We start from the raw sequence: 14,400 nt of genomic DNA, 5'->3' as shown, positions 1-14,400 counted from the left end.
TTAGTTTTTTTAATTTACCACTAGATTTTTTATCAAAAAAGACGTATAATATTTTTTTTGAAAATATCCCCATACCATCACAGAAGGAGGTTACACTGTTATGTCAGTGAAATACGTATTTGTCACCGGAGGCGTTGTATCCGGACTTGGCAAAGGTATTACCGCAGCATCGCTTGGACGATTGTTGAAAGCCAGAGGCTACAAAGTAACAATGCAAAAATTCGATCCTTATATCAACATTGATCCAGGTACTATGAATCCGGTTCAGCATGGAGAAGTCTTCGTCACAGAGGACGGCGCAGAAACAGACCTTGATCTTGGTCATTATGAGCGGTTTATCGACGAAAGCTTAACAAAGAATTCCAATGTTACCACTGGTAAAGTTTATTGGAACGTACTGACCCGTGAACGGCGCGGGGATTTCGGGGGAGGCACCGTACAGGTTATCCCTCACATTACCGACGAAATAAAGAGCCGTTTTCACCGCAACCACAATTCCTCCGATACTGAGATAGCTATTATAGAAGTAGGCGGAACGGTAGGCGACATCGAAAGCCAGCCTTTCTTAGAGGCGATCCGACAATTCCAACACGAAGTAGGCCACGAAAATGCGATTTTAATCCACGTGACCCTGGTTCCATATCTGAAAGTTTCCGGCGAACTGAAAACAAAACCAACCCAGGCCAGTGTAAAAGATTTACAGGGAATGGGTATCCAGCCCGACATCATCGTATGCCGTTCCGAACTGCCCCTTGATGACGGAATCCGAAGCAAAATCGCACAATTCTGTAATGTTCCCAAGACACACGTAATACAAAACCTGGACGTGGAAGTATTATATGAACTGCCTCTTGTAATGGAAGAGGAACATTTGGCTCAGGTTGCATGCGAGAGCTTACATTTACCCTGCCCGGAACCTGATTTAAAGGATTGGGCCGCAATGATCGATAACTGGAAACATCCGGAGCATGAAGTAACCGTCGCTCTTGTAGGAAAATACATCCAGCTCCACGACGCTTATATTTCCGTAGTGGAAGCTTTAAAGCACGGCGGAGTTGTTAGCCGCGCCGAAGTTCATATCAAGTGGGTGGATTCAGAGCTTGTTACCGACGAGAACGCTTCCGAATTCTTCGGTGATGTAGACGGAATTCTGGTTCCCGGAGGTTTTGGAAGCCGCGGAATCGAAGGCAAGATATCCACAATCCGTTATGCAAGAGAAAACAACATTCCTTTCCTCGGACTTTGTCTCGGTATGCAGATGGCAATCGTGGAGTTCGCCCGCCACGTAGTCGGTTTCAGTGACGCCCATTCCGTAGAGCTTGATGAAACCACCACCCATCCGGTAATCCATTTAATGCCTGACCAGAACGGCATCGAGGATATCGGCGGAACTCTTCGTCTCGGTTCTTATCCCTGCGTTCTGGACAAGTCCTCCAGGTCCTTTGAAGTTTACGGGGAGGAACTGATTCATGAACGTCACAGACACAGATATGAGGTAAACAACGATTACCGCGAAGATTTAATCAAAGCCGGTATGAAGTTGTCCGGTATCTCACCGGATGGACGTATCGTGGAAATGATAGAAATTCCGGAACACCCCTGGTTTATCGCAACTCAGGGACACCCGGAACTGAAGTCCAGACCAAACAGACCCCACCCTCTGTTTCGGGAATTCATCCGCGCTGCTGTGAAGCATCAGTAGAATGTATTGATTTTTTGCAGAATTATGGAGCCCGCACTCTTTTACAAGGAGGCGGGCTCCTTTTTATTTTCTCATAAGCTAGATTTTAGCTGATTTTCAAAGCACTCTGCTTAGAATAAAGAATATTAAGATATGGGCGGGATAAAAAATATAAAAAAAATATTTCATGCTTTTCCCTTTTTTCCCGTTGTAGAATAAAATAAATGGCAGAGCCCCTATCATCATCCATTGGATTGAATATCGGTCTATCCAGATCACATTAAATCCCAGAAGAGGAAAGACAACTCTTAATGTATAATAAAGAGCATCATAATCATAATAGTCTAATCTTGAAATGATTCTGGGAACTATTCCAGCCATCGTAATGAAGGAGAATAGGAAGCAAAAAAGAGAATAACAGATTGCTATATATTTTTTATTATCTTTTATTAAATAAAGAAGTACTCCCAGGGATACAAAAACAAATCCCCCTTCGTTAAAGAACATATTTCCCATAAAACCTACGAATAGATAAATGATATTTTCAGAGTATATGTCAACATAATAACAAATAAATAGTCCAACCACCTGCCAAATACAATAACACAATAAGTAAGTCAGGAACTTAGGATGATTATCACGTTTATATTCAATCAACCTTATTATTACTCCAATACAAAATAAAGTCACAAATATATTATTGCTTACCAGATCACCATCAGCGAAACAGTTTAATATGTAATCCAGGATTCCCATGCCCAGACCAAACAGATACATTCGTATCAAATAGAGTTTTTTATTCCTTGTATAGGAAAACCCTGTTACCATGCAAAAAACGAATATAGGGGCAGACATTCTTCCAATATACCGAAACCAGATTGGAGCATATGGAAAAAACAGACCAATGTGATCTATCACCATGAAGGCTAAAGCCAATATCTTCAAACTAAATGTAGTCAAATATTCACCTCTCTAAATGCATAATACAATTCATCATTCAGTTGCAGGCAAAACACTTCCGTGTACCGCCCTCAAATGATTTAATCATAACACAGATAACAGGTATCCTCAACTTATTCTAAATCCGCCCCCGAAACACCAGTAAACTCCATTGTTTCCAGAAAGTTACCAGAAGACGGAACCTGCTTCCAGTGATCAGGCTTCATTTTTATTCTGAAAATAAAAATTTACTTTATATTATTATTTTCTTTCATTTTTTTCTTGCACTTTTCTCATCTTCTGCTATAATATAATGCAACGTGTGTCTACACGGAGGACACTTGTTCTTGCATGAGACACACAAAAAGGAGGATAAAATTATGAAATTGAAAAAAGTATTTGCACTGACTATGGCGGCATGCTTAAGCGCCAGTGTAATCGCCGGATGCAGTTCCAGTCCCCAGACTGCAAAGGATAACGGTGAGAAGGTAATTAAGATCGGAGTTTTTGAACCAACCACCGGAGAGAACGGCGGCGGCGGAATGCAGGAAGTATTAGGTATCCGTTATGCCAACCAGACTCATCCAACTGTGAAGATCGGCGGAGAAGATTATCAGGTTAAATTAGTGGAAGTTGATAATAAATCAGATAAGACAGAAGCCGTAAACGCAGCGCAGAAGCTTGTCAGTGAAAAAGTTTCCGTAGTACTGGGCAGCTATGGTTCCGGTGTATCCATTGCGGCCGGACAGATCTTCGCAGATGCAAAGATCCCTGCAATCGGAGCTTCCTGTACCAATCCACAGGTTACCCAGGGCAATGATTTCTATTTCCGTGTATGCTTCTTAGATCCGTTCCAGGGTACTGTTATGGCAAACTACGCCAATGACAACGGAGCAAAGAAAGCCGCCATTATCACCCAGCTTGGCGACGACTATTCTTCCGGACTTGGTTCTTTCTTTAAGACAGCATTTACAGGACTTGGCGGAACCATCGTAAGCGAAGAGCAGTTCCAGACCAACCAGACAGATTTCAAGGCAATCTTAACCAACATCAAGGCACAGAACCCTGACATCATCTTCGCACCTTCTTCCATTACAACGGCTCCTCTTATTATCAAGCAGGCCCGCGAACTTGGAATTACGGCTACCATCGCTGCAGGTGATACCTGGGAGAACTCAACCATCATTGAAAATGCAGGTGACTCTGCCAACGGCATTGTACTCTCCACGTTCTTTGATGAGGCAGAACCGGCTAACGATGAAGCAGCTTCCTTCATCTCCGGATTCAAGACATACTTAAAGGAACAGAAACAGGACGAAATCATTCCTGCCGTATCAGCTCTTGGATATGACGCTTACTTAAGTGCTCTGAAAGCAATTGAAACGGCAGGCTCCACAGACGGCGCAGCAATCCGCGATGCATTAAAGGGCGTTTCCATTGACGGCGTTACAGGAAGCATCTCCTTTGACGAAAACGGCGATGCAAAGAAAGATATGGCATTTATCAAGACCGTTGAAGACGGCAAGTTCAAATTCTTAACAACAACTACAGTAAAATAAACGCACATACCGCGACAAAGCAGTCACAAACGGATGAGTGGGGACGTTTTTCTTTCCCCACTCGTTCCATTTGCAGGCTGATTTTATGCATATTCCATACTAAACAGATAGGAGGCATTTTGCCACATGAGTCTTTCAACCTTTTTACAGCAGTGCCTGACCGGTATTTCCTTAGGCGGTGCTTACGCACTCATTGCCATTGGTTACACACTGGTTTACGGCATCCTGCGGCTCATCAATTTCGCACACGGTGACATCTTTATGATGGCAGGCTATTTTATGATTTTTGCAATGGCAACTTTTCCATGGTATATCGCCATTCCCATCGTCTTACTCATCACCGTCTTTTTAGGTGTTTCCATTGAGCGGGTGGCATACCGTCCTTTACGTACCGCACCAAGAATGTCTGTTATGATTTCTGCAATCGGTGTTTCCTACCTGCTGCAGAACCTGGCTACTTACTTATTTACGGCACTGCCAAAAGGATATCCGGAAATTCCATTTTTAAAGAAGATTTTCAAAATCGGCGGCCTTTCCGCATCATTTGTTACATTTCTCACACCAGTACTTACTTTAATCATTGTATACGCCCTGATTGTTCTCATTAATAAGACTAAAATCGGCATGGCTATGCGTGCTGTTTCCAAAGATTACGATACTGCTTCCTTAATGGGTATCAAAATCAACCGTGTTATCACCTTTACATTTGCCATCGGCTCTCTTCTGGCTGCTGTAGGCTCGATTCTGTATTTTACAGACCGTATGACCGTTTTTCCATTCTCCGGCTCCTTACCTGGCCTGAAATGTTTCGTAGCAGCAGTATTCGGAGGTATCGGAAGCATTCCCGGCGCTGTAATCGGCGGATTTATCCTGGGACTTGGGGAAACAGCTCTGGTCGCCATGGGTTACTCCACATTCAGCGACGCATTTACCTTTGTTCTGTTAATCATCATTCTCCTGATCAAGCCAACCGGCCTGTTTGGTGAGAAGACAACCGATAAAGTGTGAGGTGTCATCTATGAAAAAGAAAGTATTATCCAAAAACAAACTATATACCCTGATTGCCTTATTGTTCATCATCGGCATTCTGGGCTTTTTACAGGCTAACAGTGCCCAGTACAGCTATCAGATCTCCATACTGGAACGAAGCGCCATTTATGCAGTGGTAGCCGTTTCCATGAACTTACTGACTGGCTTTACCGGTCTGTTCTCCCTTGGCCAGGCTGGTTTTATGGCAATCGGAGCCTATACAGTGGCCATTCTTACCATCCCTGTGGAAACCAGAGCCAGTGTTTACTATGTAGACGGTATCGCTCCGTTTCTGGCAAATCTTCAGTGCCCTTACTGGCTGGCTCTGATCATTGCAGGATTGTTTGCTGCAGGAGTTGCCGCTCTCATCGGTATTCCGGTTCTCCGCTTAAAAAGTGATTACCTGGCAATTGCTACTCTGGGATTTTCTGAAATTATCCGTGCAGTCATCGCTGCACCCCAGTTAAATAAGGTGACAAACGGTTCCTATGGATTAAAGAGCATTCCAGGTTTTCCTAACCTTTATGTTGCATTCGGACTTTGTGCCCTCTGTATCCTTTTAATGGTACTTTTGATCAACTCCTCTTACGGCCGTGCATTTAAAGCTCTCCGTGAAGATGAAGTGGCCGCACAGGCCATGGGACTGAATCTGTTCCGTTACAAGGAGCTGGCATTTATCATTTCCTCCTTTTTCACCGGTGTGGGCGGAGGTCTTCTGGCTATCTTCATGCGTTCCATTGAATCCAAGACCTTTTCCATCAACCTTACCTATGATATCCTGCTGATTGTGGTTTTAGGGGGTATCGGAAGCATCACCGGCAGCGTTATCGGTTCCTTCCTGGTAACTGCAGGCAGAGAATGGCTGAGATTCTTTGACAATCCGCTTTATATTGCAGGCGTTCAGATTCCTCTGTTCCGTTCCGGCTTTCGTATGGTAATCTTCTCCATCCTCCTTATGGCAGTGGTGCTCTTCTACCGCAGAGGTATCATGGGAAGCAACGAATTCTCCTGGGCTGGGCTGTTCCGGCTGATCAAGAGAATCCCAAACAAACTGAAAAAGAAAAATAAAGCACAGAAGGGAGAAAACGCATAATGTCAGCTACAGCAAAAACCAGTGCAAATGTACTTCATATGCAGGACGTAACCATGCAGTTCGGCGGTGTTGTGGCGGTAAACGGTTTGACTCTCGACGTAAATGAAGGTGAAATCGTTGCCTTAATCGGTCCCAATGGTGCTGGAAAAACCACTGCATTTAACTGCGTAACCGGTATCTACGAACCCACCTTTGGACAGGTGGACTTTATGGGCGAGACCATACTTTCCAACACACCAAAGGGAAAGATGCAGAAAATGTATCTGGGAGAAGTAAAACCCAGACCTCTCTCCATTGTACGCAATACACCGGATATCATAACAAAAAAGGGAATTGCACGTACCTTTCAGAATATCAGGCTGTTTGGACAGCTGACTGTTTTTGACAACGTACTGATCGCAAAACATATGCGGGCAAAACAGAATGTATTCTCTGCCACACTGCGCTTAAACAGCAAAGAAGAAGCCAGAATGCGGGAAGAGACCTCCGCTCTTTTAAAAGAGCAGAATCTGCTCCATTTAAAAGATGAAATTGCTTCTTCTCTCCCCTACGGCCTGCAGAGGCGGCTGGAAATTGCAAGAGCCCTTGCTACAGAGCCGAAATTCTTACTTCTCGATGAACCGGCTGCAGGAATGAATCCTCAGGAGACCCAGGAGCTTACGGATTTTATTAAGCAGATCCGGGATTCCTACCACCTGACTGTATTAATGATTGAACACCATATGGATCTGGTTATGCAGATCTCCGACCGCATCTACGTTCTGGATTTCGGCAAACTGATTGCACAGGGTACGCCGGAGGAGATCCAGAACAATGAACGGGTAATTGAAGCATATCTGGGGGTGAGCGACGATGCTGAAGATTGATAACTTAAGAGTAAACTACGGCGGAATTGAAGCTGTAAAGGGAATCTCCTTTGAAGTACCGGATAAAAGCATTGTGACCTTAATCGGCGCAAACGGTGCTGGTAAGAGTACGACTCTCCGCTCCATCGTGGGCCTTGCAAAGCCCTCTGCCGGAAGCAGCATCACTCTGGACGGTCAGGAATTAATCGGAATGGATACTCCTGACATTGTATCCAAGGGAATCGCGCTGGTTCCGGAAGGACGCCGGGTATTTCCTGATATGACAGTCATTGAAAATATTAAAATCGGGGCTTATTTAAGAAATGATAATCTGGATGAGGATATCAACTGGGTCTATGACTTATTCCCACGGCTTAAAGAACGAAGCTGGCAGCTTTCCGGAACACTCTCCGGAGGCGAACAGCAGATGCTGGCGGTTGCCAGAGCACTCATGAGCCACCCCAGAATCCTCATGATGGATGAGCCGTCCCTTGGGCTTGCTCCCTTAATTGTAAAGGATATCTTCTCAATTATTAAAGAGATTAACAAAAAGGGCGTGACAGTCCTCTTAATCGAGCAGAATGCCAATATGGCTCTTCATACGGCTGATGTAGGATACGTGCTGGAAACCGGACGGATCACCATGTCAGGACCTGGAAAAGAGCTTCTCGCAGATGAATCAGTAAAAGCTGCCTATCTTGGAAAAAAGAAAGATTAATAAAAAACGCAGACAGATGTTCGCCTCACCAGGCACGCATCTGTCTGCATTTTTATTTACTCGATCACCCGTCGTATGGTAACCGGTCTTCTGTAATTCCAGGAGGAAATTTTAATCCCGCTTCTGCGGTTGGCTGCATGAACAATCTTTCCCTGCCCGATATACATGGCAACGTGATCGATTTCCCTGCCGCTGGAATAAAATAAGAGATCGCCTGGCTCCATAATGGAAGACGGAATCGCCTCCCCCTCAGCAGCCTGTTCTCTGGAGGTGCGGTCCAGCTGGACCCCTGCCGCATGCTCCATCACGTATTGAATGAAGCCGGAACAGTCAGCACCTGTATTGGGGTTTGTTCCGCCCCAGCGGTATGGATTTCCAACGAATTTCACCGCATAGCTTACCACACGGTAGCGCAGATCACCATTTTTCTCTGCCTCCGGAATGGTATAGGCAATGGTGGCATTCTCCGGTGCATAGGTATACGCCGTCTGTCCGTTGTATTCAATTTTTGCCCAGCCCCCGTTACGGGAAATGTAACGGTACGTTTCGCCTTCATGAATTCTTCCCACTATTTCTGAATTCGTATCAGGCTGTCTGCGGACACGAAGGGTCTCGATGTCTACCCGGAGCATCAGCTTCATATCATAATAAGCGATTGCTCTGGCCTCCTGCCCAGTGGCTAAGTATTTCCCGTATACATAACCGGTTACCTGCCCTGATTTTATTTTATACCAGCCATTCTCTTCAGACAGCACACTGCTGCCTGCATGGCTTCTTAATTTCCCTACGACTTCCGCATCGTTCTTTGGTTCTTTCCTGATGTTTAAGGAATCCTCCACAACTGCTACCCCAAGGTTGTCAAAAATAGTATTGAAGGTTCCATACCTCACTTTTTCCTGCGTAAGACCGGCCGAATTTTCCGTCGACTCCCGTTTTCTGGATTGCTGATACTGATCCATGTAGACCTCCATGCCTGCTACAGGCGTTCCGGTCTTAACGGCAGTCTCTGTTCTTGCGGCCTGTACATCTGCTGTTCCCATCCATACGGTACAACCGCAGGCGATGGCAAAGCCAAGTACTTTCCATGCTTTGTCAGTCATATGCACTTTCCTTCGCAAGTTTTTAATTGTGAAACGGGCAGTAAAAACGCCCCTTTCCTACTGCAACTGAGTGATTTCTTTTCCAGGCAGGTTCTTCAAATATTCTAATCCCAGTTCCCTGTCTCTTCCTATCTGATCTTTTAACTGCTCAAGCCCCTCGAATTTCCGCTCCGGACGGATGAAGTGCAAAAGCTGTACCTCTATAGTCTTTCCATAAATATCCTCATTTATACCAAAAATGTAAGTTTCTGCTCCAACTGGAGAAATCCCTTCTACTGTGGGCTTTCTTCCAATATTGGTAATTCCGCCGTAATAGATGCCGTCTACATAAACACGGGACACGTAAACACCGAATACAGGCAGATGCTTTTCCGGGGGCGGAAGGATATTGGCGGTTGGAAATCCAAGTATGGCTCCGCCGATATGATTGCCGTGTACCACCTCACCATGGATGGCATAAGGTTCACCCAGAAGTTCATTGGCTTTTTCCATATTTCCAAGATCCAGCTGCTCTCTGATGTAGGTGCTGCTGATATCCCGCTGTTCGTCCTGCTCCTTGGGGATGACAATCAGTTCATAGCCATACCGGCTTTTGAGTTTCTCCAGAAGATCCGCATTTCCGGCTCCCTTATATCCAAAGGAACAGTCTGTACCCACCACAATGGTTCTGGCATTCATCTGTCCGGACAGAATACGCCTTACAAACTCCTCAGGCTCCATTCTGGCCGTTTCCTCCGTAAAGGGGTACTCCACCAGATAGTCGATTCCTGCCCTCTCCAGATTATTCTTGCGCTCCAGATTGGTGGTGATCACCGTCTGGGGAGTTCCGCTTACTAGAGCGCCCGGAGACATGTCAAATGTAAATACTGCTGTCTTATATCCAGTTTCTTTCCTGATTTCCAGCATTCGCTGCAGCAGCTTTTTGTGGCCTCTGTGACGGCCGTCAAATTTTCCAAGGGTCACCACAGCAGGCTCTTCTATGTGAAATACTCTGGTTCCGGTGATATATTCCATTATCTGCTACCTCCCAGAAAAACCTTCTGAGGCTTTAAAAGGCTGCTGCCTCCGATTGGCTCATAGATTCCGATAAACTCCATGGTGCTGTCGTAAACTCGGACAGGACCATCAGACATACCGTATTCTCCCACAGCCTGGTTTCGCTGAAATGGATTGCCGTTATGGACCAGTTTGTCAAACTCCTCTTTCATCACCAATTGGGGACAGGAAGAAAACACCTTGTCCACCGGAAGGATATGTTCTCCCAAAGTACCATCATCTCGTAACTGTTCAATTCTTGTAAGTGTAAGGCTGTCCTTTAAATAAAAATCCGACACCCGTGTTCTTAAGAGGGATTCCATGCATCCGCCGCATCCCAGCTTTCTGCCGATATCATAGCAGAGTGTGCGGATATAGGTACCTTTGGAACAGCTGACTGTGATGGTGACCCTGGGAAGTTGGATCTTCTCTATACGGATTTCGTAGATTTCCACAGGTCTGGCCTTCCGTTCTACTTCTTTGCCCGCTCTTGCCAGTTCATAAAGCTTCTTTCCATCCACCTTCAATGCCGAATACATGGGCGGAACCTGGTCGTAATGCCCCAGAAAGCTCATGACCGCAGTTCTTACGTCTTCTTCTCCTGCCTCTACCGGAAAGCGGTTTAAGACGGTTCCTGAGGTATCCTGGGTATCGGTCTCCATTCCAAGAAGCAGCACTGCCTCATAGGTTTTTGTTTTATCTGTCAACATGTCACACAGTTTGGTTGCCTTCCCCAGACAGACAGGAAGCACTCCTTCCGCGTCCGGATCAAGCGTGCCTGTATGACCTATTTTTTTCTGTTTTAAAATACCTCTCATTTTCGCCACGACGTCATGAGAGGTAAAGCCTTTTTCTTTATACACATTGATAATACCGTCTGCCATAGCATGTATCTCCTAATTAAGCTGCTTCGTTATCTGATCCGACAGATTGTTGATCACATCGTGAACACTTCCTGTCATGGTACAGCCGGCCGCTTTCTTATGTCCGCCCCCGCCGAAATAAACGGCAATTTTACTTACATCAAGCTCTGTGGTGGAACGCAGGCTTACCTTGTATTCCCTGCATGCAGTTTCATATATGAAAATCGCACACTCCACGCCTTCTGTAATTCGTAACTGGTCAATTATTCCATCCATATCGGCACTGCCGACTCCGTAAAAATCCATATCTTTCTTGCTGATGGCACTGAAAATACATTTGCCGTCATGAAAGGTGATGCTTTCTAATAACGCTCTTCCTAAAATCTGGTTCTGTATATAGGTTTTCCGGTAAAAGCTGTCATCGATGATTCTGGAGTAATTAATTCCCTTTTCCATCATCTTTCCTGCAATCTCCATGGTTTTTGCAGATGTACAGTCATATTTGAATACACCGGTATCATGGATAATTCCGGTATAGATGCATTCTGCCACTGCTTTGCTTATCTTACTCTCATCAAGCAGACCATATAAAACCTCGCAGGTGGAGCTTGCATCTCCTCTGACTACATTTTCCGTTCCGTATCCCATATTTGTTATATGGTGGTCCACACACAGACTTTTTTTCGCTGCGTTTAAGTACCTGACCGCTTCGCCGAAACGAAGCGTGTCGCTGCTGTCTAAGCAGATACAAAGATCATAACTCTGATCTTTGCTGAAATCGCTGACAATGCGGTCAATATTTTTTAAATATGCAAATTTTACAGATGGTTCTTCCAGATAGACCACTGCATGAATATCCGGATAATTTTCATCCAGATAATTATAAACTGCCAGACAGGAACCGATACAGTCCCCATCCGGCCTCACGTGGCCAAGTATAGCCACGTCTTTCACATCTTTGAGAATTGCTTCAAGGAAACTCACAATGGCACCTCCTTACTCTTTGATGTCTTTCGTAACCTCGTCAATGAGTCTGGACATATTCACTCCATATTCAATGGACTGGTCCAGTATAAACTTAATTTCGGGTGTATTACGCAGATTCACTCTCCGGGCAAGTTCCCGACGAATGTAGCCTTCTGCACTTTTCAGTCCTTCGATTGTTGCTTTTCCTGCTTCTTCGTCGCCCAGAATGCTGATATAGGCCTTACAGAATTTCAGATCTGGAGTCACCTCAACCGCAACCACGGTTGTCATTGGATGAATTCTGGGGTCTTTGATTTCCAGACGGATGATCTGGCTTAATTCCTTCTGTACTTCCATATTAATTCTGGTATTCTTTATACTGTTTTTACGCATCTTATTCCTTTCGCTGTCTGCCCGCATATTCAAAAAGACCAGCCCGGTATAACGGGCTCATCTTTTGAACGTTCAAGGGGAGGGTTCCTAGCGGGGAACCTCCACCATGGCATATGCTTCAATCATGTCATCTTCCATAATATCATTAAATTTCTCAAATACAAGGCCGCACTCGTAACCAGTTGCAACTTCTTTTACATCATCCTTAAATCTCTTTAAGGATGCAAGAGGTCCATCATAGATTTTCTCTCCCTGACGGGTGATGCGGACGCTGCAGCCTCTCTGGAATTTACCGTCCATTACATAGGAACCTGCGATGGTACCGACGCCGGATGCCTTGAAGGTCTGGCGCACAACGGCATGACCGATGATCTTCTCTTCAAAGATCGGATCTAACATGCCCTTCATGGCGGATTCCACATCTTCAATGGCCTGATAAATTACCTTGTAAAGTCTTAAATCTACTTTTTCCCTGTCTGCAATGGATTTTGCGGTCACATCAGGTCTGACATTGAAACCGATGATAATGGCATTGGATGCAGAAGCCAGGGAAACGTCGGATTCATTGATGGCACCAACACCGCCATGAATCACCTTAACCATAACTTCATCATTGGACAGCTTCACAAGACTCTGTTTTACTGCTTCTACAGAACCCTGAACATCTGCTTTTACAATAATAGGAAGTTCTTTTATATTACCAGCCTTAATCTGGGTGAACAAATCATCCAGTGACAGCTTCGCTTTTGTATCTTCCAGCAGCCGGTTCTTTCCTTCGGAGATAAATGTTTCCGCAAAGTTTCTTGCTTCTTTCTCATTCTCTGTACCGATCAGGACATCACCTGCACCTGGAACATCATTTAAGCCCAGAATCTCTACCGGAGTGGATGGACCGGCTTCTTTTACTCTCCGTCCCTTATCATCCATCATGGCGCGGACTTTTCCATAGCAGGAGCCTGCAGTAACGGTATCTCCTACATGAAGGGTTCCCTTCTGTACCAGAACGGTAGCAACCGGTCCCTTGCCCTTATCAAGCTCTGCCTCAATGATGAGACCTCTTGCACGGCGGTTTGCATTGGCTTTTAATTCCTTCACTTCTGCAGTAAGAAGAATCATCTCCAGCAGTTCCTTGATTCCTTCTTTAGTATGTGCAGATACAGGAACAAATATAGTACTTCCGCCCCAATCTTCCGGAATCAGTTCGTACTCAGATAACTCCTGTTTCACCTTGTCAATGTTTGCACTTGGCTTATCAATCTTATTAATGGCAACAATGATCTCAACCTCGGCTGCTTTTGCATGGTTGATCGCTTCAATTGTCTGAGGCATTACACCATCGTCAGCTGCTACAACTAAGATAGCGATATCGGTAGACTGGGCTCCTCTCATACGCATGGCTGTAAATGCTTCATGGCCTGGTGTATCGAGGAATGTAATTTTCTGACCGCTGATTTCTACCGTGTAGGCACCGATGTGCTGGGTAATACCGCCTGCCTCTCTGGAAGTGACATTGGTCTGACGGATTGCATCAAGAAGAGAAGTTTTACCGTGGTCTACATGGCCCATTACGCAGACAACCGGCGGTCTGGATACCATATCTGCCACATCCTCTTCTTCTTCCTTCAGAAGTTCTTCAATGACATCAATCTTCACTTCTTTCTCGCAGAGAACTTCGTATTCCATTGCGATTTCTTCTGCCTGTTCAAAATCAATTTCTGTGTTGAGGGTAACGATCTTACCCTTTAAAAACAGCTTCTTTACAATGGCAGAAGGCTGGAGTTTCATCTTTTCTGCCAGTTCTTTTATGGTTAAAATCTCAGGTACGATAATAGTCTTGATTTCCTCAACCTTGGGCTCTACATGAACCGGAGGCAGAATCGGAGCCTTTGCTGCTTTCTGGCCCTTGGCTGCTGTTCTTCCCTTGCTGACGTCTTCTTTCTCTCTCTTATCAAACCTGTCGTTCTTATAGTTATTTTTCGCAGCTCTGTTACTGGTTGGCTTTGCCTGAATCGGGGTATCAAAAGATCCGGTTTTTGGTGCTCCGTCTCTGCCGGTACGTGCTCCCTGAGGTCTTCCGCCACGGGTGATATCGCTGTCCTTGTCATTCTGAAAGCCGCCCTGGGGTCTACCGTATCCCTGATAGCCGCCCTGGCCCTGAGGTCTGTTGCCCTGGTAACCG

Annotated in this window: 13 protein-coding genes; 6 read left to right on the top strand and 7 right to left on the bottom strand. The window is 45.2% G+C overall.

What is annotated here, in order from left to right:
* The first annotated feature begins 100 nt into the window (after nucleotides 1–100).
* Nucleotides 101–1,702 carry a CTP synthase gene (pyrG, locus tag DS742_RS12710; protein WP_117417366.1) on the top strand — a complete coding sequence of 534 codons (1,602 nt, stop codon included), beginning with the start codon at nucleotides 101–103 and terminating at the stop codon, nucleotides 1,700–1,702.
* A 96-nt stretch (nucleotides 1,703–1,798) separates the two neighbouring features.
* Here pyrG and DS742_RS29895 read toward each other — a convergent pair whose 3' ends face one another.
* Entirely contained in the window at nucleotides 1,799–2,617 is an 819-nt protein-coding gene (locus tag DS742_RS29895; RefSeq protein WP_117417365.1) for a TraX family protein, read from the bottom strand.
* A gap of 383 nt (nucleotides 2,618–3,000) precedes the next feature.
* On the opposite strand from DS742_RS29895, the gene DS742_RS12700 reads away from it, so the two are divergent.
* From DS742_RS12700 to DS742_RS12680, 5 genes are all read left to right on the top strand, one after another.
* On the top strand, nucleotides 3,001–4,179 hold the full coding sequence (locus tag DS742_RS12700) for an ABC transporter substrate-binding protein (RefSeq protein WP_117417364.1): 1,179 nt from the start codon (nucleotides 3,001–3,003) through the stop codon (nucleotides 4,177–4,179).
* A gap of 126 nt (nucleotides 4,180–4,305) precedes the next feature.
* Nucleotides 4,306–5,187: a branched-chain amino acid ABC transporter permease gene (locus DS742_RS12695; protein ID WP_117417363.1), complete on the top strand. Its 882-nt coding sequence runs from the start codon at nucleotides 4,306–4,308 to the stop codon at nucleotides 5,185–5,187.
* A gap of 10 nt (nucleotides 5,188–5,197) precedes the next feature.
* Nucleotides 5,198–6,301, top strand: a complete 1,104-nt coding sequence (locus DS742_RS12690) for a branched-chain amino acid ABC transporter permease (RefSeq protein WP_117417362.1) — start codon at nucleotides 5,198–5,200, stop codon at nucleotides 6,299–6,301.
* Nucleotides 6,301–7,167 (top strand): ABC transporter ATP-binding protein, encoded by an 867-nt coding sequence (locus DS742_RS12685; RefSeq protein WP_117417361.1) that lies wholly within the window; start codon nucleotides 6,301–6,303, stop codon nucleotides 7,165–7,167. The genes DS742_RS12690 and DS742_RS12685 overlap by 1 nt, the downstream gene beginning before the upstream one ends.
* The gene (locus tag DS742_RS12680) at nucleotides 7,154–7,864 is read left to right on the top strand and encodes an ABC transporter ATP-binding protein (protein WP_117417360.1); all 711 of its coding nucleotides are present in this window, start codon (nucleotides 7,154–7,156) and stop codon (nucleotides 7,862–7,864) included. Before DS742_RS12685 ends, DS742_RS12680 begins: the two co-directional genes overlap by 14 nt.
* Before the next feature lie 56 nt (nucleotides 7,865–7,920).
* Here the strand turns inward: DS742_RS12680 and DS742_RS12675 are convergent, their stop codons facing one another.
* The 6 genes from DS742_RS12675 to infB all read right to left on the bottom strand — a co-directional run.
* A complete protein-coding gene (locus tag DS742_RS12675; RefSeq protein ID WP_117417359.1) occupies nucleotides 7,921–8,964 on the bottom strand; it encodes a C40 family peptidase in 1,044 nt (347 codons plus the stop codon).
* 57 nt (nucleotides 8,965–9,021) lie between these two features.
* A complete protein-coding gene (locus DS742_RS12670; RefSeq protein WP_170313450.1) occupies nucleotides 9,022–9,978 on the bottom strand; it encodes a bifunctional riboflavin kinase/FAD synthetase in 957 nt (318 codons plus the stop codon).
* On the bottom strand, nucleotides 9,978–10,883 hold the full coding sequence (gene truB / locus DS742_RS12665; protein WP_117417357.1) for a tRNA pseudouridine(55) synthase TruB: 906 nt from the start codon (nucleotides 10,881–10,883) through the stop codon (nucleotides 9,978–9,980). The genes DS742_RS12670 and truB overlap by 1 nt, the downstream gene beginning before the upstream one ends.
* Nucleotides 10,884–10,895: 12 nt before the next feature.
* On the bottom strand, nucleotides 10,896–11,846 hold the full coding sequence (locus tag DS742_RS12660) for a DHH family phosphoesterase (protein ID WP_117417356.1): 951 nt from the start codon (nucleotides 11,844–11,846) through the stop codon (nucleotides 10,896–10,898).
* A 12-nt stretch (nucleotides 11,847–11,858) separates the two neighbouring features.
* Nucleotides 11,859–12,221 carry a 30S ribosome-binding factor RbfA gene (gene rbfA / locus DS742_RS12655; protein WP_097003092.1) on the bottom strand — a complete coding sequence of 121 codons (363 nt, stop codon included), beginning with the start codon at nucleotides 12,219–12,221 and terminating at the stop codon, nucleotides 11,859–11,861.
* An 87-nt stretch (nucleotides 12,222–12,308) separates the two neighbouring features.
* Nucleotides 12,309–14,400: translation initiation factor IF-2 (gene infB, locus DS742_RS12650; protein ID WP_117417355.1), on the bottom strand; the 2,092-nt coding region annotated here is incomplete at its 5' end.

This window comes from Lacrimispora amygdalina, from assembly GCF_003432035.1.
GTDB lineage: Bacteria > Bacillota > Clostridia > Lachnospirales > Lachnospiraceae > Lacrimispora > Lacrimispora amygdalina.
Note: the sequence above shows the minus strand (reverse complement) of the source record. Positions and strands in the feature narration are given on the sequence as shown.